This is a genomic window from Pseudomonas sp. B28(2017), assembly GCF_002113025.1.
Classification (GTDB): domain Bacteria; phylum Pseudomonadota; class Gammaproteobacteria; order Pseudomonadales; family Pseudomonadaceae; genus Aquipseudomonas.
Window position 1 is genome coordinate 1 of the sequence record NZ_NEJH01000016.1, and the last position, 17,304, is coordinate 17,304.

General features: G+C 61.1%; 17 protein-coding genes and 1 pseudogene. 5 read left to right on the forward strand and 13 right to left on the reverse strand.

Annotated features, from left to right (window positions below):
* Positions 1-1,421: 1,421 nt before the first annotated feature.
* Both CAF65_RS25510 and CAF65_RS25515 read right to left on the reverse strand, forming a co-directional pair.
* Positions 1,422-2,738: an ATP-binding protein gene (locus CAF65_RS25510; RefSeq protein ID WP_085718764.1), complete on the reverse strand. Its 1,317-nt coding sequence runs from the start codon at positions 2,736-2,738 to the stop codon at positions 1,422-1,424.
* Positions 2,735-3,475, reverse strand: coding sequence for a response regulator (locus CAF65_RS25515; protein WP_008023822.1), 741 nt, complete (start codon positions 3,473-3,475; stop codon positions 2,735-2,737). The genes CAF65_RS25510 and CAF65_RS25515 overlap by 4 nt, the downstream gene beginning before the upstream one ends.
* 305 nt (positions 3,476-3,780) lie before the next feature.
* On the opposite strand from CAF65_RS25515, the gene CAF65_RS25520 reads away from it, so the two are divergent.
* From CAF65_RS25520 to CAF65_RS25530, 3 genes are all read left to right on the forward strand, one after another.
* The gene (locus CAF65_RS25520) at positions 3,781-4,044 is read left to right on the forward strand and encodes a DUF2790 domain-containing protein (RefSeq protein WP_085718765.1); all 264 of its coding nucleotides are present in this window, start codon (positions 3,781-3,783) and stop codon (positions 4,042-4,044) included.
* A 48-nt stretch (positions 4,045-4,092) separates the two neighbouring features.
* Positions 4,093-4,347 (forward strand): hypothetical protein, encoded by a 255-nt coding sequence (locus CAF65_RS25525; protein ID WP_008023818.1) that lies wholly within the window; start codon positions 4,093-4,095, stop codon positions 4,345-4,347.
* An 80-nt stretch (positions 4,348-4,427) separates the two neighbouring features.
* Positions 4,428-5,645, forward strand: coding sequence for a cytochrome c biogenesis protein DipZ (locus CAF65_RS25530; protein WP_085718766.1), 1,218 nt, complete (start codon positions 4,428-4,430; stop codon positions 5,643-5,645).
* A 9-nt stretch (positions 5,646-5,654) separates the two neighbouring features.
* Here CAF65_RS25530 and CAF65_RS25535 read toward each other — a convergent pair whose 3' ends face one another.
* Positions 5,655-6,647 (reverse strand): AraC family transcriptional regulator, encoded by a 993-nt coding sequence (locus CAF65_RS25535; RefSeq protein ID WP_085718767.1) that lies wholly within the window; start codon positions 6,645-6,647, stop codon positions 5,655-5,657.
* Positions 6,648-6,827: 180 nt separating this feature from the next.
* Between CAF65_RS25535 and CAF65_RS25540 the strand changes: the two genes are divergently transcribed.
* Together CAF65_RS25540 and CAF65_RS25545 are read left to right on the forward strand one after the other, a co-directional pair.
* The gene (locus tag CAF65_RS25540; RefSeq protein WP_085718768.1) at positions 6,828-7,097 is read left to right on the forward strand and encodes a DUF4242 domain-containing protein; all 270 of its coding nucleotides are present in this window, start codon (positions 6,828-6,830) and stop codon (positions 7,095-7,097) included.
* A 44-nt stretch (positions 7,098-7,141) separates the two neighbouring features.
* The gene (locus CAF65_RS25545) at positions 7,142-7,954 is read left to right on the forward strand and encodes a class I SAM-dependent methyltransferase (RefSeq protein WP_085718769.1); all 813 of its coding nucleotides are present in this window, start codon (positions 7,142-7,144) and stop codon (positions 7,952-7,954) included.
* A 125-nt stretch (positions 7,955-8,079) separates the two neighbouring features.
* Here CAF65_RS25545 and CAF65_RS25550 read toward each other — a convergent pair whose 3' ends face one another.
* The 10 genes and pseudogenes from CAF65_RS25550 to potE all read right to left on the reverse strand — a co-directional run bounded on the left by CAF65_RS25550 (position 8,080) and on the right by potE (position 17,269).
* On the reverse strand, positions 8,080-8,466 hold the full coding sequence (locus tag CAF65_RS25550) for a DUF488 domain-containing protein (RefSeq protein ID WP_085718770.1): 387 nt from the start codon (positions 8,464-8,466) through the stop codon (positions 8,080-8,082).
* 2 nt (positions 8,467-8,468) lie between these two features.
* On the reverse strand, positions 8,469-9,191 hold the full coding sequence (pcsA, locus tag CAF65_RS25555) for a phosphatidylcholine synthase (protein ID WP_085718771.1): 723 nt from the start codon (positions 9,189-9,191) through the stop codon (positions 8,469-8,471).
* A gap of 466 nt (positions 9,192-9,657) precedes the next feature.
* Positions 9,658-10,332 (reverse strand): DUF3313 domain-containing protein, encoded by a 675-nt coding sequence (locus CAF65_RS25560; protein ID WP_085718772.1) that lies wholly within the window; start codon positions 10,330-10,332, stop codon positions 9,658-9,660.
* A 50-nt stretch (positions 10,333-10,382) separates the two neighbouring features.
* Positions 10,383-11,651 (reverse strand): OmpP1/FadL family transporter, encoded by a 1,269-nt coding sequence (locus CAF65_RS25565; RefSeq protein WP_085718773.1) that lies wholly within the window; start codon positions 11,649-11,651, stop codon positions 10,383-10,385.
* Positions 11,652-11,724: 73 nt separating this feature from the next.
* Positions 11,725-11,895, reverse strand: a pseudogene (locus CAF65_RS29140) (arylsulfatase); the annotation flags it as partial.
* A gap of 134 nt (positions 11,896-12,029) precedes the next feature.
* Positions 12,030-12,308: a DUF3303 domain-containing protein gene (locus CAF65_RS25575; RefSeq protein ID WP_008016189.1), complete on the reverse strand. Its 279-nt coding sequence runs from the start codon at positions 12,306-12,308 to the stop codon at positions 12,030-12,032.
* Between the two features lie 204 nt (positions 12,309-12,512).
* On the reverse strand, positions 12,513-13,052 hold the full coding sequence (locus CAF65_RS25580) for a phosphohydrolase (protein WP_085718775.1): 540 nt from the start codon (positions 13,050-13,052) through the stop codon (positions 12,513-12,515).
* Entirely contained in the window at positions 13,052-13,453 is a 402-nt protein-coding gene (locus CAF65_RS25585; protein ID WP_085718776.1) for a hypothetical protein, read from the reverse strand. The genes CAF65_RS25580 and CAF65_RS25585 overlap by 1 nt, the downstream gene beginning before the upstream one ends.
* A gap of 124 nt (positions 13,454-13,577) precedes the next feature.
* Complete coding sequence (locus CAF65_RS25590; protein ID WP_085718777.1) at positions 13,578-15,863, reverse strand: Orn/Lys/Arg decarboxylase N-terminal domain-containing protein; 2,286 nt, start codon at positions 15,861-15,863, stop codon at positions 13,578-13,580.
* On the reverse strand, positions 15,860-17,269 hold the full coding sequence (potE, locus tag CAF65_RS25595) for a putrescine-ornithine antiporter (RefSeq protein ID WP_085718778.1): 1,410 nt from the start codon (positions 17,267-17,269) through the stop codon (positions 15,860-15,862). The genes CAF65_RS25590 and potE overlap by 4 nt, the downstream gene beginning before the upstream one ends.
* Positions 17,270-17,304 lie beyond the last annotated feature (35 nt).

Sequence of the window (17,304 nt, forward strand, 5' to 3'; positions counted from 1 at the left end):
CCGGATGAACACCTCCGCTCAGCCTGCCGAGGGGGCGGGTGGATCAAGATCAAGAGCGGCAGGCGAGCTAACGCTCGGCCTGTTGAGTGGTGAGGAGCGTGGGTGTACGCCGACCTGCTTTTGCTCTGCTTTTGCTCTTCTGTGGGAGCGGGCTTGCTCCGGGCGGCGTTCCGACGATGGACGTCAACGATAACGCGTGCGGCCTGATTCCCCGCGGTGTCCCGGCGTTTTTCGCGAGCCAGCCCGCTCCTACAGGGAAACGCGTTCAATTGCGATCAGGCCGGCCAGCAGGCCGCCTCGCTTTTGCTTTTGCTTTTGATCTTCTTGCCCCCTCGAGAGGCCGAGCGCAGGTTCTGCGCAGTGGGCAACCCGGCATGGATGCCGGGTTAGCCGCGTACGGCCAGGGATGGCCGATCGCGGCGGGCCCACGGAGCAGGACCGGAGCGAGGGAATGCCGAGCCTTGGCGAGGCACCGAACGTCAGGGGCAAAGCCCTTTGGTTACTTTGGGGCTTTTCCAAAGTGACCCGCCGTAAAGGCGGAACCATAGGTGGCCGTGACCGCAGAAACGGATATGTACACCGGTAAAAGACACGTCGCCCAACACCCCGCCATCGCAAGCAGGCTTGCTCGCGAAGGCGGCCTGACAGCCAGCTGTCTTTTGTTGACTGTGTACATATCCGTTTCTGCGGTAACGGCGACTTAGGGTTTCGCCCTTACGGCGACTCACTTTTTTTGACAAACGCCTCAAAAAAAGTAAGCAAAAAAAGCGCTCGCCCCGAACGTCCGGCCCCTCGCCAGGGCTCGGGGTTCCTTCGCTCCGGCATTCATCCGGGGGGCATTGCCCTCCGGTTGGCTTCGCTGCACCTACATGCAATGTGTTCGACTGCGTCGAACGGCGCTGCGCGCCCATCCCCGGATGAACACCTCCGCTCAGCCTGCCGAGGGGGCGGGTGGATCAAGATCAAGAGCGGCAGGCGAGCTAACGCTCGGCCTGTTGAGTGGTGAGGAGCGTGGGTGTACGCCGACCTGCTTTGCTTTGCTCTGATCTGCTCTTCTGTAGGAGCGAGCTTGCTCCGGGCGGCGCTCCGACGATGGTCGTCAACGATGACGCGGGCTGTCTGAATCCCCGCGGTGTCCCGGCGTTTTTCGCGAGCAGGCTCGCTCCTACAGGGAAACGCGTTCAATTGCGATCAGGCCGGCCTGTAGGCCGCCTTGCTTTTGCTTTGGCTTTTGATCTTCTTGCCCCCTCGAGGGAATGCCGAGCCTTGGCGAGGCACCGAACGTCAGGGGCAAGAGCCCTTGGTTACTTGGGGCTCTTCCAAGTAACCCGCTGTAAAAGCGGAACCGTCAGCCGCCGTTACCGCAAAAATGGATATGCACACCCTCAAAAATCCATATCGCCTGCCAACCAACCACTTCCTTACGGCCAGCCCGGCAATCTCAGCTCCGCACACAACCCGCCGCCTTCACGGTTGCTCAAGGTCAGCGCCCCGCCAATCGCGATCGCCAGTTGCTGGGCGATCGCCAACCCCAGCCCGGTGCCGCCGGTGCTGCGGTTGCGGGAGTTTTCCACGCGGTAGAACGGTTCCATCACTTGCTTCAGTTCTTCCTCGGCGATCCCCGGTCCTCGGTCGAGGATTTTGATCGACAGGTTGCCATCGGCCTGTTTTTCCACCTGCAACTCGGCGGCACCGGCAAACTTCAGCGCATTGTCCGTCAGGTTGACCAGCACCCGGCGCAGGGCGTGGGGGCGGGTGTCGATGACGGCCGCACTCTTGCCTGTGAGCTGTACGTTCTTGCCCATGTCCTGATAGTCGAACACCAGGCTGTCGAGGAACGAGTCGAGGTCGGTGCGGCGGCTTTCTTCGGTGGCGCCGTGGATGCTGCGGGCGTAGGCCACACCTTCGCGTACCAGGTGTTCCATTTCGCCCAGGTCGTTCCAAAGTTTGTCTTTTTCGCTGGAGTCGTCCATGAACTCGGCGCGCAGTTTCATGCGGGTGATCGGGGTTTGCAGGTCGTGGGAAATCGCCGCGAGCAGTTGCATGCGTTCCTTCAGGTACGCCGCGATGCGTGCCTGCATCGAGTTGAAGGCCTTGGCGGCGTGGGCGACTTCGGTCGGGCCTTTTTCGTTCAGGAGCACTGGGTGGGCATTGGGGTCCAGGTTCTCGACAGCGTCGGCGAGGCGGGTGAGGGGGCGGATCGCGATTCTGACCGCCAGCCAGGAGCACGCAAGCATCAGCGCCAGTTGCCCGAGCAACACGATAGGCAGCCAAGGCGACAACGGGACCATCGCCGGGCGGACGTCGATGGTCAGCGGGCTGCCATCGGCCAGGTTCAAGTGCACTTGAAAATGTTTGTTCGGCCCGGGGATGTCGGTAAAAGTCATCGGGTAATCGTGACCGATGGCATCCTTGATCGATGCGATAGCGATGGGCGCATCGGGCATGTCGGTGCGTATGGGCGTGCCCGGCGAGCCCTCATTGAGCAGGTAACGGTAATTGCGTCGTTCCAGTTGTTGCAGCCAGCCTGCCCGCTCATTGGCGGGCAGGCGGTCGAGGATGGCAATGGACGTGGAAACGTCGGTTTCCAGATTGCCGAGCATGGTGTTTTTCGAGGATTCGTAGCGCTCGTAATACTGCGCACCGAAGGACAGCGCCTGGGCGAGGATCAGGCCGATCAGGAAGATCAGCGACAGCCGCGAGGCCAGGGTGCGCGGCCAATGTAACGCCTGCGTCATGATTGATCGCCCAGGATTTCCACCGGCAGGGAAAATACATAGCCTTCGCTGCGCACGGTCTTGATGTAGGCCGGTTCGCGGGCGTCGTCCAGCAGGCGCTGGCGCAGGCGGCTGACCAGCAGGTCGATGGAGCGGTCGAACAGGTCGGCGTCGCGGCCCTGGGTCAGGTTGAGCAATTGATCACGGTTGAGCACCCGTTGCGGGTGATCGAGAAATACCCGCAGCAATCGATACTCGGCACCGCTCAAGGCGACCATGGTGCCGTCTGCATCGAGCAGGTGACGCGCCGAGGTATCCAGGCGCCAGCGGCCGAAGGCCAACAGGCGGCTGGCTTCGGTCACCACCAGGTTCGGCGGTAGCATGCGGGTGCGCCGCAACACCGCGTTGATCCGCGCCAGCAGCTCACGGGCTGCGAACGGCTTGACCAGGTAGTCGTCGGCACCCATTTCCAGGCCGAGGATGCGGTCGGTTTCATCGTTGCGGGCAGTGAGCATCAGCACTGGCGTGGCCTTGTGTTTGCCGGCGCGCAATTCGCGGCACAGCAGCAGGCCATCGTCCCCCGGCATCATGATGTCCAGCACGATCAGGTCCACCGGGGTGGTTTCCAGAAAAGCGCGCATCTGCCGTCCATCCGCCACGACGGTGGTGCGCAGGCCGTTCTTCTTCAGGTAGTTGCCTACCAGCTCGCGGATTTCGCGGTCATCGTCAACGATGAGGATGTGATCAACGTGATCCATTGGGCCAAACCTCTGATGAATGGGGATTGCCACACAGTCTATCGAGCCTCGGCGGGGTCGCCTGCCGCCCTTTGTATTGCAGTGTATCCGGCCTGCCTGCGGATACACACGAAGGCAAAAAAGACGATTTCCAGCGGTTTTGTATTGCTTTGTATCCAGGCACCGTTCTGATACGTACCGATTGATTCTCGCCGATTCCCGACACAGACGAGATACCTCGCAGGCTTTTAATAGGTTCCATCGAGGCAAACCAGAGCGCCTCGGCCCAACGAACAGTTGACCTGTTGAAACCTGAGGAATCCGCCATGAACACCAAAGCCATCTACGCCGCCTGTCTGTTTGCCGCACTGAACATCTGCACCTTGTCGGCCCGTGCAGAAGCCGATGTCGCTCCCAAAACCTACACCTACGGCACCCAACTTGACATCAGGAAAGTGGTGTCGCTGACCGAGGACACTACACCTTCCTGCGGCGTGGTGAATGCGCGGCTGACGTATCTCGACTCCCAGTCCAAAACCCAGGTGCTGGGCTACAGCAAGCTGGCCGACAACTGCAACTCGGAAAACTGAGTGTTGCGATCAACCACCGCTTAATCCATTTGAAACAGGAAGGACATCATGAACAACTTTTCCCGCTACTTGACCGCCATCGCCTTTTCCGTCGCCGGTGCGGCCGCCCATGCCAACGCCGCTGTCGAGCAAAGCGCCTGCGCCAGCAACACCTGCTTCCAGCTCACGCCGGTAGCAGAGAAGGGTACCCAGGGTTTCCTGGCGCAAGACGGTTCCAGCCGTACGCCGCAAGGGCAGATGCTCGCCGAGAACGGCACCAGCCGCACGCCTCAGGGGCACTTGCTGGATGAGCAGACAGCTTGAGAACCCCCCAATCCGCTGTGGGTGCAGGATTGCTCCCACAGCGGCCATGTGTCGCCCTCTAACCTGTATCAGGTGATCCCATGTTACTCATCGCTTTCCTGGGCGGCATATTGACCGTCCTCAGCCCGTGCATCCTGCCGGTCGTGCCATTCCTGTTCGCCGGAGCCGACCGCACACGCTCCTCGATCCTGCTCACTCTCGGCGGCATGGTCCTGACCTTTGCCCTGGTCTCCAGCCTGGCCGTGGTCAGCAGTGAGTGGGTGATTCAGGCCAGCAACACCGGCCGCCACGTAGCGCTGGCGGTGATGGTGCTGTTCGCCCTGTCGCTGATCTCCGCCCGGGTCGGTGACTGGCTGGCCCGTCCCTTCGTGTTGCTGGGCAATCGCATCGACCCGGACTCGCGCAAGATGTCCGGGCCGCTGGCTTCGATCATGATCGGTGTCGCCACCGGGTTGCTCTGGGCACCCTGCGCCGGGCCGATCCTCGGGGTGATTCTCACCAGCGCCATGCTACAGGGTGCGAACGCCGGCACCAGTCTGTTGTTGGTGGCCTATGGCGCGGGCAGTGCGCTGTCCCTGGGGACCTTGATCTTTGCCGGTCGCGGCCTGGTCAATCGCTTGAAACCGTCGATTCCGGTCACCGGCTGGTTGCGCCGCGGCGCCGGGGTTGCGGTGCTGGCCGGTGCGGCGGTGATTGCAACGGGGGCCAACGACCTGTTGCTGGCCAACACCTCATCCGAAGGTGTCAGCCGTGTCGAGAAAGGCGTGCTGGAAACCGTGCCGAAAGTCGTCGATTACCTGGTCAGCAAGGTCAAGGCCGACAGCACCATGGACAATGCCCAGGGCGCGATGCCGTCGCTGTCCGGCGCAGTGGACTGGCTCAACTCGCCCGCACTGACCAACGAAGCCCTGAAAGGCAAAGTGGTACTCGTGGACTTCTGGACCTTCGACTGCATCAACTGCAAGCACACCCTGCCGTACGTGAAGGACTGGGCGAAGAAATATGAAAAGGACGGCCTGGTGGTGATCGGCGTGCACACGCCCGAATACGGCTTTGAACGCATCATCGACAACGTCAAGGCCAAGGTGAAGGAATACGGCATCACCTACCCGGTGGCGATCGACAACAACTACGCGATCTGGCGCAATTTCGACAACCAGTACTGGCCGGCGCACTACCTGATCGATGCCAAGGGGCAGGTGCGTTACACCCACTTCGGTGAAGGCAGCTACGACACTCAGGAAAAAATGATTCAGCAGTTGCTGGAGGAGGCAAGGACCAGCGCACCAGCAGCGTAATCCGCTCGATCAATGGCTCACAGGTCTTGCCTCGTGGGCCATGTTTTTTTTCTCCTGACCGCGCCGCCATGCCGCCGGCGGTGCTCCAAACTCGCGACGGAAGGCCCGGCTGAAGGCAGTATCGGTCTGGTAGCCGACTTCTTCGGCGATCCGCGTCAATGAGCTGTTGCTGCTGCGTAACAGATTGGCGGCAAGCAACATGCGCCATTGCGTCAGGTACTGCATCGGTGACATCCCCACCAGTTGCTGGAAGCGTTCGGCCAACACCGATCTTGAGGTGCTGGCGGTGCGTGCCAGTTCGTCCAGCGTCCAGGCGTGGCAGGGTTTTTTGTGCAAGGCGTTGAGGGCGGCACCGACGATGCGGTCACGCACGCCGGCCAGCCAGCCGGTACGGCCTTCGCCCTGTTCGTTCATGTACAGGCGCAGCACTTCGATGAACAGCACTTCGGCGAGTTTGGCCAAGACCCCTTCGCCGCCAGGGCGGGGCGAGCGGGCTTCGGCGAGGGCATAGCGCACGGAGGACTCCAGCCAGACACCGGCACTCGAACCGCGCACATTGACCCGCACCACGGCCGGCAATCCCTTGAGCAACATGCCCGCCAGCCGCGTGTCGCACGCCAGGTAGCCGCATACCAGGCGGGTGACCGCGCCACCGCCGCCATAACTCAACTGCCGGGGCCGGCGCGCCAGCACCGCATCCAGTCGCGCACCCGTGGCCGGGGGCAATCCCGGTCGGGAGCACATGCGATGAGCGTCGCCCTGAGGGAAGATCACCACGTCGCCCGCGCTCAGCAGCAGCGGCGGGTCATCGCCGAGTTCGACGTAGCACTCGCCCTCGGTGATCAGGTGAAAGATCACCACCCGTTCTGCATCGGGCTCCAGAAACGGCGCCGCCGTATCGGCACTGGGCGACTGGTAGCACCAGGGCGCGGTGAACCGGGCATTGATGAAGATCGCACCGACCAGGTGCACGACGCGCAGGGTCTGTGACAGGGCGTCCATTGGGGTTTCCCCGTGGAAGGATTTCTGATTGTGAGCGCCTCGGCGCGCAACGTGGAATCTCCGGACGATCGGGCAGGCTTGGCCGACGATCGGGCAGGACGCCAACGCCCGTCAGGACGATAGTTTGTCTACGGGGTCAATACCGGCCCTGACACCCACAACAAGAAAAGAGAGGTTGCCATGCCGAAGTTCGTGATTGAACGCGAGATCCAGGGCGCCGGAGCTTTGTCGGATAGGGATTTGAAAGCCGCTTCGCAAAAGTCCTGCCGGGCGTTGCGTGAGTTGCCAGAGGTGCAGTGGCTGCAGAGTTATGTCACCGGTGACAAGCTCTACTGCGTGTATATCTCGCCGAGCGAGGCGCAGATCCAGGAGCACGCCAGAATCAGTGGTTTTCCCGCCAACCGCATTTCTCAGGTCATGAACATCATCGATCCGACGACGGCGGAGTAACCGCGGTCAGGCCCGATTCGTGTTTCAACCCAGAGACCTTCTCCATGAGTACACCCATTGATCTGACTGCCTTGAAAAACCGCCAGATGGCCTCTTGGGCCAGCGGCGACTACGCCGTGATCGGCACCACCCTGCAAATTGTCGGCGAGCAACTGGCCGAAGCCTGCGACTTGTTGTGCGATGAGCGCGTGCTCGATGTTGCCGCCGGCAACGGCAACGCGACCCTCGCTGCGGCGCGCCGTGGCTGCCAGGTGACGTCCACCGACTATGTCGCGGCCTTGCTGGAACGTGGCGAAGAGCGGGCCCGGGCAGAACGCCTGAACGTCGCCTTCCAGGTCGCCGATGCCGAAGCCTTGCCCTTTGCTGACGGCAGTTTTGATGCCGTGCTGTCGACCTTCGGCGTGATGTTCACGCCAGACCAGCCCAAAGCCGCCGCAGAACTGGCGCGGGTTTGTCGCCCGGGCGGGCGGATCGGCCTGGCCAACTGGACGCCGGAAGGCTTCGTCGGCCAGATGTTCAAGACCCTGGGCCAGCACCTGCCACCTCCGCCAGGGGCGAATCCGCCCTCGCGCTGGGGCACCGAAGCCTGGTTGCACGAGCATTTTGACGAGCGGGAGTTTCTGCTCCAGGTGACGCGCCGCACATTCAATTTCCGCTATCGCTCGGCGGCGCATTTCATCGACACCTTTCGCGACTGGTACGGGCCGATGCACAAGGCCTTCGCCGCGCTGCCTGCCGACGGCGCCAAGGCCCTGGAGACGGACCTGACCGAACTGATCAACCGGATGAACCGGGCGGGTGACAGGTCGCTGGTGGTGCCGAGTGAATACCTGGAGGTGGTGATTACGCGGCGTTGATCGATAACAATGCAAAACCCCTGTAGGAGCGAGCCTGCTCGCGATGGCGGTCGTCCAGTCACAAGTGCTGTGTCTGAGATACCGCTATTGCGAGCAGGCTAGCTCCCACAGGGGGGGCATGGCATCTAAATCACTTCGGCACCACGTGCCTCCAGCAACTCGCGCAACACCGACCGATGACAATGCGCTTCTTCCTCGCAATAACAGCCCACGGCCAGTGAAGTCTGGTGGGACAGCGCGGCCAGCAGGTCCAGCATCTGACTGGCCGCAGGCTGGCTCATCTCGGCCTTGAACTTGCGTCTGAACACCTCCCAGGCTTTGGCATCCTGCGCAGCCTTGGCCTCGGCTACCAACTCTGCACTGGGCGACAGCAGCGGTTGCCAGACATCATAAAAATCCCGACGGGCGAATTCGGCTTTCGGTACGCCACGGGGAGGGCGGCGTACCGTGCCCAGGCGCAGTCCTTCGTCGGGACGACGGGGTGATCCGAGTTGAACGATATGGACCGGCATGACTACTTGAGCCGCGATTCGTCGAACCACTCCAGCGCCGTGCGCCAGAAGCAGATGCCCAGGAAGTACGCCGACATCAGCAGCCACAGCCCCATCACCAACGGGTTGATCACTGGATGGTTGAGCACCAGCGACAAGCTGCACAGCAACCAGATGGCCGTCACCGCAATGTTGATCGGCATGAACCGACGCACCCGAAACGGGTGCAGGAATTTCATCCGGGTCACGGTCAGCAGGGCCAGGCCGATGACCGTAATGAAGGTGACCCACGGCGACGGGGCGATGATGTACAGGCACAGGGCAACCACGTTCCAGGCGGCGGGGAAGCCCTGGAAGTAGTTGTCCTTGCTCTTCATGTTGACGTTGCAGAAGCAGAACAGCGACGACACCAGAATCACCGACACGCTCAGCAGCAAGGTGTAGTCCGGCAGCGGGATGTAGCGATAGATGAACAGTGCCGGGATAAACACATACGTCAGGTAATCGATCACCAGGTCGAGGATCGAGCCATCGAAGCTCGGCAACACCGACTGCACATTGACCTTGCGCGCCAGCGCACCGTCCAGCCCGTCGACGATCAGGGCGACACCCAGCCACAGCAGGCAATGGGTCGGCTGGTTATCCAGCAGCGACAGGGTGGCGAGGAAAGCGGTGACTACGCCAGTGGCAGTGAAACCATGGGCGCCCCATGCTTTGAGTCTGGCGATGTGCAGGGTTGAGATCACGGGGGCGTTCTCCAGTGAATGAAGCAAGCCAGTTGTCACCCCGCGAACGGGGGTGGTGGCAAAGCGGGTCGGGTTGCAGGTATCGACCGGGTATTCGGGAATAAGGTTCACCACCTATGAATCTTAGCTGCGCCGCAAAAAAACACCCCGGACAATCCGCGGTAGCGCGGGCAAGTCGGCCCAACGGTGCTGGCACATTCGTCTGCGAGGTCTATCGTTGCCTGACTGGAAACCCCCTTCCCAAGAGGTCAAGCGTCATGAACACCAGCGATCTGCTCGAACAATTATTGCGCGCCGGCCAGGGGGCAATGACGCAACAAGGTGGTGCATCCGTCATAAAAAAAGCTTCGCGAGCCTGCTCGCGAAGAGGCAATCACTGCCGAGATGCATCGGAGGGGGGATGAAAAAATAGCTCGTAGCGAACTCCATGTGGCGAGGGAATTTGCTCCCTCGCCACATGGGCGTGTTATTTGAGGAACGCCTGGAAGTCGGTACCCATTTTGTCGATCGCCGCCTTGAAGTCCTTGGCGGTAACCTTCTGGCTCTCGTTCTCCAGGGCGGTGCCAAATACCTTGCGCACCACTTTGGCCACGGTCTGGTTGCTCTTCGCGTCGATGAACTCGGCTTCGATGAACAGGATGGTTTCCTGGTCACGGTGACCGGTGGCTGCCTGCGTTGCCCCGACTACGGCCGCGATGGGGACCACTTCATACCACTTCATGCCTTCGTTCTCGGCGCTTACCCCCGTGATCGCCGCACGCATGATCAGGGACCGGGAACCCGCCGGTGCGGCGGAGGAGTTAGACACTACTCGATACTTCTGGCCCAGCGTGGCCTTGGCCTTGTTGGTCATGTAGTTCTGAATGTCGGCCAGCGTCTGCTGGTTGACCCGCTCATTGGGTTTGGGCGCCGGGTACAGCTCCAGTTTGTTGAACACCACAGTGTCATAAGCATTCGGGTTCCACGAAGGGCTGACCCAGCGCATCGCGGTGCCGCCGCTCGGCGTCTGGACTTCCTGCAGGTTGTTGTAGTTGGACAGGAAACCTGAGTATTGCGCCTTCTCAGTCACTTTCGAGGTGCAACCGCCTAGCAACAGACTTGCCAGCGCAGCGCCGACCAGCAGTTTTCGGGACAGATTCATAGTGGTGTTTACTCCTTGGATGAAATCGTCGTTCTTTCGTTTGCAGTGCATCAGAATCGCCAGGTCATGTTCCCGGCCAAGGCTTGAATCCAGGCATTGTCGAATTGACCGGAAACTCGATTGCCCGATACGGATTTGGCCTGGTCCACCGGCATGTCGCCGAGCCAGACCATGGCCCAACTGACGTTGACATCGGTGTCCTTGTTCAGAGCATAGGTGGCTCCAGTCGCAATGCGCCAGGATTCGCCCATAGGCACGACTACGCTGCGATTGCTGTCCGAGACGGCACTGCTGTCGTAGGCCACGCCGAAGTTCCACAACCACTGCTCGGTGGCCTGGTATTGCGCGCCAAGGGAAAGGTGCCAGGTGTCCTTGAAGCCGGCGTCGACCGTTTTCGATTGTGCTCCAAACGCCGTGGTATCGACCTCTACGGCGATGTCGCCGAACTCGGACCAGTCCTGCCAGTTGGCCGAGGCCAGCAGCGCCCATTGCCGGTCCAGTTGCTGGAACAGGCTCAGGGTGATGGTCTGCGGCACCTTCATGTCGAGTTCGGTTTCGGTGTTGTTGACGCGCTCGAGCAGGCGGCCGTCGCCCTTGACGTCCAGCCGGTCCTTGAAGTCCAGGTCGACCTGACTGGTATAGGTCAGGCCAATGCGTGTGCCGGGTTGCGGGGCGTAGATCACCCCGACGTTGGCGCCATAGCCCCAGGTGTTGTCCCGGTATTTGAATTGGCCATCAGAGCGGTCAGTGAAGCCGAAAGGGGAGCGGTCGATGGCGGTGTCTGCCTTCAACATGCCGTACATGGCCTTGATGCCCAGGCCGACCGACCACTGCTCGTTGAAGCGATAAGCCACGCTCGGCACCAGCGACAAGCCGAGCAGGCTGGAGTTTTGCGCGAAATAGCGGCCCGACCAATCGTTGTCGTAATTGACCGCCAGCCCGAAGTCGCCGTACTGGCCGAAACCGACGCTCCAGTGCTCGTCCAGTTCATGGCTGATGAAGAAGCTGCCACCGGGAATCGGATCGAGGGCATTGCCGCTGCCGCTGCCCGGGACGTTGGTGCCGGAGTCGCGGTCGAAGCTCAAATCACCGTACAGGACCTGTAAGCCGGCAGTGATTTGCGTGCCGGGCAGGTAGCTCATGCCCGCCGGGTTGCTGGCGATGGTCGAGGGGCCTTGGGCGCGGGCGGCGGCGCCGGCGTTGGCGAGGCCGGCGTTATCGGTGCCGATTTCGTACAGCATGATGCCGCCGGCCCAGGCCTGTTGACAGCACAGGGCGAGCAGCGCGCAAGCAGGCAGGGCAAGTGTTCTGACCGGCATGTATCTACCTCGACAAATGTCCATTTCGAAAACGGGTGACCTGTGCCGGCCCCCCCCTGGATTCGGCTGTTTACCTCGTACCGAGCCAGCCTCCAGGCTGGTCGTTGAAGCGATACTTGAAGTCATCGATGCGGATCGCACTCAAGGCACTCTCTCCAAAGTAGAAGATCTCATGCCGGTTCGACGGACTTTTTCCCGTGATCACTGGAGTTTGATCATGGCCGTCCAATTGAACCTTGAGCGTAGGTTTGAAATGAGAAATATCCAGTAATGTGTAGTCAGAAAGCATTGATTCAGGTGCATTTAACCGAAAGAGTGCTCCGTCAAAGACGCGGGCCAAATCGGGGCGGCGAGCGGAACTCGCCGCCCCGATCGCCATTACCGGTCGGCAGTGGCGGCCAGCAATGGTGCGATTTGCTGATCGGTCAATGCGGCGTGCACGTCCATGCTCATCAGGTCGTTCCACTCCAGCACCCATTTTTGAATCGGCACCAGATCACTCGCCTCGGCAATGCCGAAGCCGGCCGAGCTCCCGACAGCGTGCCAGCGTCCGTGCATGGTGACGCCTTCGGGCGGCGCGCCACCGGTCTTGAGAAAACGTGCGATTGCGGCATCACGGTTGTCCGGGCTGATTGTCCAACTGACGATGAATAACATCGGCCACCTCCTGTTACGGATTGGCACCGGTTTTCATGCGCGTACCTGGCTGGCGCCGGGGCCATGGCCGCGCTTGGGGTTGCAGTTCCGTCCTGGCTGGCTTGCGGCAAATCTCCCATGGAAGGCATAGCAGCGCCTCGCGATTCATGTACGACCGCTGATCCTGTTCAGGTGGCTGTTAGAGGGGGGTAAAGGATGCGTGTTTCACCAGCGAAACATGGGCAGTGGCCGCAGCGGCGAGCGGATGAATTGCCGGGCTGAACGCTTTATCAGCATCGAGTGAAAACCATGGTCGGGAAAGGTCGACTGTATGGTTTTTATGAAGCTTCGGGGCAAGCCGAAACGGACCAGGCCCAGGGACACATCCACCAGATCGGCCTGACGGAAGGGTTCGACGCTGTCGGCAAAAGCGCCGCGATACCGGCGCACCTTGTGATGCTCAAGTATCAACGCACGGACTTCATCCTTCAGTTCCGGTCGTTGTTGACTGTCGAGGTACTCGGTGGCCAGGGCAATGGATGGGGGCAGGTAGTCAAGGGTGTCGTCGGTCCAGATACCCAGGTCATGAAACGCCGCCGCGATTTGTACGGCTTGCGGGGGCTGGCTATCGCTACCGCAGAGGGCACAGTGGAAATTCAGTACCCGGTAAATGTGGTTGCGGTAACCCTGCAGGTCGGCACCGATGGCCAGGGCGAACGAGGTGAGAATCTCGTCGGTGCGAGGGAATTCGAGAATGGGCTTCATCAGGCGTCACGCAACAGGTCGTTGGCATTGAGCAGTTCGTAGGCAATCTCCGGGCGCTTTTCCATGGCACGGCGAATGGCTGCGGGGATGTTGGCGCGGGTCTTGCGGCACAGCCCCGGCAGTTCGCCAATCTGGATACCGATGCCGCGCATGGTGCGCACTTCATTGAAGCCGGGGGCGATGTCCACGCGGATCCCCAACTGTTCGAACATGCGTCGTTGCACGTGCTCGAGATCGCTCAGGCTCTGCAGGTTCTCCAGGCGTTCGATCAGGCGTTTCTCTTCGTTGCGGGTCAGAAACAGAATGCGCAGGTCCGCCCCCGGTGTTTCCAGCAACGGGTCACGCCCGCAGTCGCAGGCGCCGGGCGGGCAGGGTTGGCGAATCGGAGCGGAGGCGTTCATGTGATTCAATCATAGAGCGCCATGATCGAATTTGCCCATAGGGATTTTGGAGGTTATGCAATGCAATGAAATGTAGGAGCGAGCTTGCTCGCTCCTACAGGGACTGCGGTGAAACCTGGCTAACTCATTTCAGTACCAGCATCCGGTAAACGCCGTCTTCGACTTCGATTCCGTGAGTGTCATGGGTAAAGCCGGGGAAGGACTTGTCGAAGGCTTCCAGTGCCTTGAGATACGCCAGCAACGGACCGTCCGCAGGCCCTGCATTCTCACCCGGCATGAGCAACGGGATGCCTGGTGGGTAGGGCACGATACCGGTGGCGGCAAGGCGCCCGGCAGCTTCGTTGAGGGTGACCAGTTCGATGTCGTTGCGCACCAGTTTTTCGTAGGCCTCCACCGGGCTGAATTCGGCTTTTGGCAGGGTGCCGAAGGCCTGGGACATGTTGGCGGTGGTCTTGTGTTTCTTCATGGCGGCGAAGATTTCGTCGGCCAGATCCTTCAGGCCCATGCCGGCATAGCGTTGCTGGTGGGCGTTGTACAGGTCGGGCAGGCACAGCTCGAGCTCGGCGTTGTCGTCGTAATCACGCTTGAAGTCGAGCAGGGCGTTGAGCAGTGTGCCCCACTTGCCTTTGGTGATGCCAATCGAGAACAGGAACAGGATGGTGAAGTCGGTGGTTTTCTCGACCACGATCCCCTGACGGCCCAGATACGCGGTGACCACGCAAGCGGGGATGCCGGAGGCGAGCAGGTTGCCGTCGTCACCCATGCCCGGGCTGAGTACCGAGACCTTGATCGGGTCGAGCATGCAGTAACCGTCTTCGATGTCACCGAAACCGTGCCATACCGCGTTCGGGTGCAGGACCCAACAGTTCGGGTCGGTCTTCAGCTGCACCGGATCGACCTCATGGAACGGCACGGTCGCTGCGCCCACCTGTACGGTCGGTGGCTGCCAGCAGGTGAAGAACCAGTTGTCCTTGCTCAGCATCTCGTTGTGCATGCGCGAGAGCACCTGGCGGAAGCTGATGGCTTCTTCGATCGATTCGCTGGTGAGGATCTGCCCGCTCGGCGCTTCCATCATCGCCGAGCTGACGTCGCAGGACGCCATGATCGCGTAGTTAGGCGAAGTCGAGGCGTGCATCATGTACGACTCGTTGAAACGCGCATGTTCGATCGGGTTGCGGCCATCGCGCACATGGATCATCGAGGCCTGGGACAGGGCGGCCAGCAACTTGTGGGTCGACTGGGTGGCGAATACGGTCGGCTTGGACTTGTCGTGATCGCCCGGGTCGCCGTGCATGGCATGGCGTCCACTGTACAGCGGGTTGAAGCGTGCGTAACCGTACCAGGCTTCGTCGAAGTGCAGACGGTCAACGCTTTCGCCCAGCAGCTCTTCGACGCGGGTGACGTTGTAGGTCAGGCCGTCGTAGGTGGAGTTGGTGACAATGGCGTGCACCGGCGTCGGGTCGATGCCTTGCTTGACCAGCGGGTTGTCGGCGATGGCGGCTTTCACGCCTTCGGCGCTCAGGGTCTGCGGCAGGATCGGGCCGATGATGCCGTAGCGGTTGCGGGTCGGTACCAGGTAGGTCGGAATCGCCCCGGACAGGGTCATCGCATGCTCGGCGGACTTGTGGCAATTGCGGTCGCACAGGGCGATCTGGTTGCGCGTGACGCTGGCCATGAGGATGACGCGGTTGGACATCGACGAACCGTTGGTCACGTAGTACGTGCGGTGTGCGCCGAAGACCTTGGCGGCATAGCGTTCGCCTTGGCCGATAGGGCCACTGTGATCGAGCAGGGAGCCCAGTTCGCCGACCGAGATCGACAGGTCGGAACGCAGCAGGTTCTCGCCGAAGAACTCGTAGAAGGCACGCCCGGCCGTGCTCTTGAGAAACGCCGTACCGCCGGCATGGCCGGGGGTGTGCCAGGAGTATTCATAGGTGCGGGCGAACTTCACCAGCGCGCCGAACATCGGCGGCAGGGCGGCCTGACGGTAACGTTCGATAGCGGCCAGGATGCGCCCGCTGAGGAAGCGTGAAGTATCTTCGGGCAGCCAGATGAAGTCGTCGGCGTGTTGCATGACCAGCAGCGGAATGCTCGAGGCGGTGGTACGGTCGCTGATCAGGAACACCGGCACACGTGTGTTGCGCTCGCGCAGCTTGACCAGCAGTTTGATGCAGTCGGCGTGGCCTTCGCTGGTGTCCATTTCCCAGCGGATGAGCACACATTGCACGGCAGGGTCCGAACGCAGGATCGATGCGGCATCATTGAGGCTTTCCGAGGCCAGTACACTGACGCCACGTCCCTCTACGTCGTGGACCAGTTGATCCAGGGCGCGGCCGAACACGGTTCGCTTGTCCGGCGGACTGCTGACCAGTAGCGCCAGCATTCCGAGCGAGTGTTTATATTCCGTCATGATTGAACCTCCAGAGTGGCTTTAGTCAGATTGTTCACCGGCACTGGCTCGGCAATGAGGTGCTGCGCGCTGACGGTTTGCGTCGGTACGCTGTTGTTGAGAGCTTCGAGGCGGATCAGGCGGTTGTTGACGAAGCCGAACAGGGTGTAGCCAACGATGGTGGCCACGCCGCCGAGCATCAGGGCCTGCTCACCGGAGCTGTACAGCGCCAGATAGCTGTAGGCTGCGGCGACCAGGGCAATGACGTTGGTCGCCAGTGCCTTGCCTTCCGGCACGTTGGAGACTTTCTGCATGGTCATCAGTGCGGCCATGGACAGGATGTAAGGCACCAGGTTGGTGACCACTGCGAGGTTGACGAGGGTGTCGAACTGCTTGCTCAGGTCGGGACTGATGGTGAGCAAGGCCAGCGCGGTCTGTGCGGTGAGCAACACCAGCATGCCGACGATTGGGGTTCCCGCCTTGTTGGCCTTGGCGAAGATCGACAGGAAGTAACCGGTGTCAGCCGAGCTTTTGTACACCTGGGCGATGGTGAACTGCCAACCCAGCAGCGAACCGATGCAGGCGAGCACCATTGCCGCCATCACGATATCCCCGACCATCGGGGTGAACATCTTGGCGAACACCAGGCCGAAAGGTGCGGTGGACGCGACCAGTTCTTCGTTGCCGACGATACCGAAGATGACGTTGGTGGAGACGATATAGATCACCGCCGCACCCAGGGTGCCGCCCAGCACGGCAATCGGCACGTTGCGCTCGGGGTTTTCCACCGCGTCGGTGTTGGCGCAAGCCGATTCCAGGCCGAGGAAGGCCCACAGGGTGATCGCCACCGAGGCGCCTGCCGCTTCGAACCAGCTCTTGTCATGGGGGTTCCAGCCGGCGGCGTAGACGCTGCTGTCAAACCAGAACCAACCAACCGTGGATACCAGCACCACCGGTGCAATCACCCCCCAGACCGTCACCGCGCCGATCCGGCCGGTAATTCTGGCGCCGCCAAAGTTGGCGAAGGTGGTGATCCATAACAAGGCGATGGTCGCCAGGCCTACTTGCAGGGAATCAAGTTTTATCCCGAACAACACCTGGATATAACCCACCGCAGTAATACTGATCGCCACGTTGGCAATCAACAGTGAGAGGCCGTAGGTGTAGTTGGTGATGTAGTTACCTGCCTTGCCGAACGTGTATTCGGCATAGCCACCCATGCCGCCGGTCTTGCGGCTGAGCATCCCGCATCGCGCAAAGGCGTAGGCCAGAGCGAGGGAGCCGGTGGCCGTCACCAGCCAGGAAAGAATCGAAATTGCACCGACTTCTGCGAGTTTCGTTGGTAGCAGCACAATGCCGGAGCCCAACATGTTGACGGCGGTCAACATTGTCAGTTGCCCCACACTCATTTTCTTTGCGACTGACATTCCGTTGCCTCACTTAGTTGGCGATTGAGAGTCTT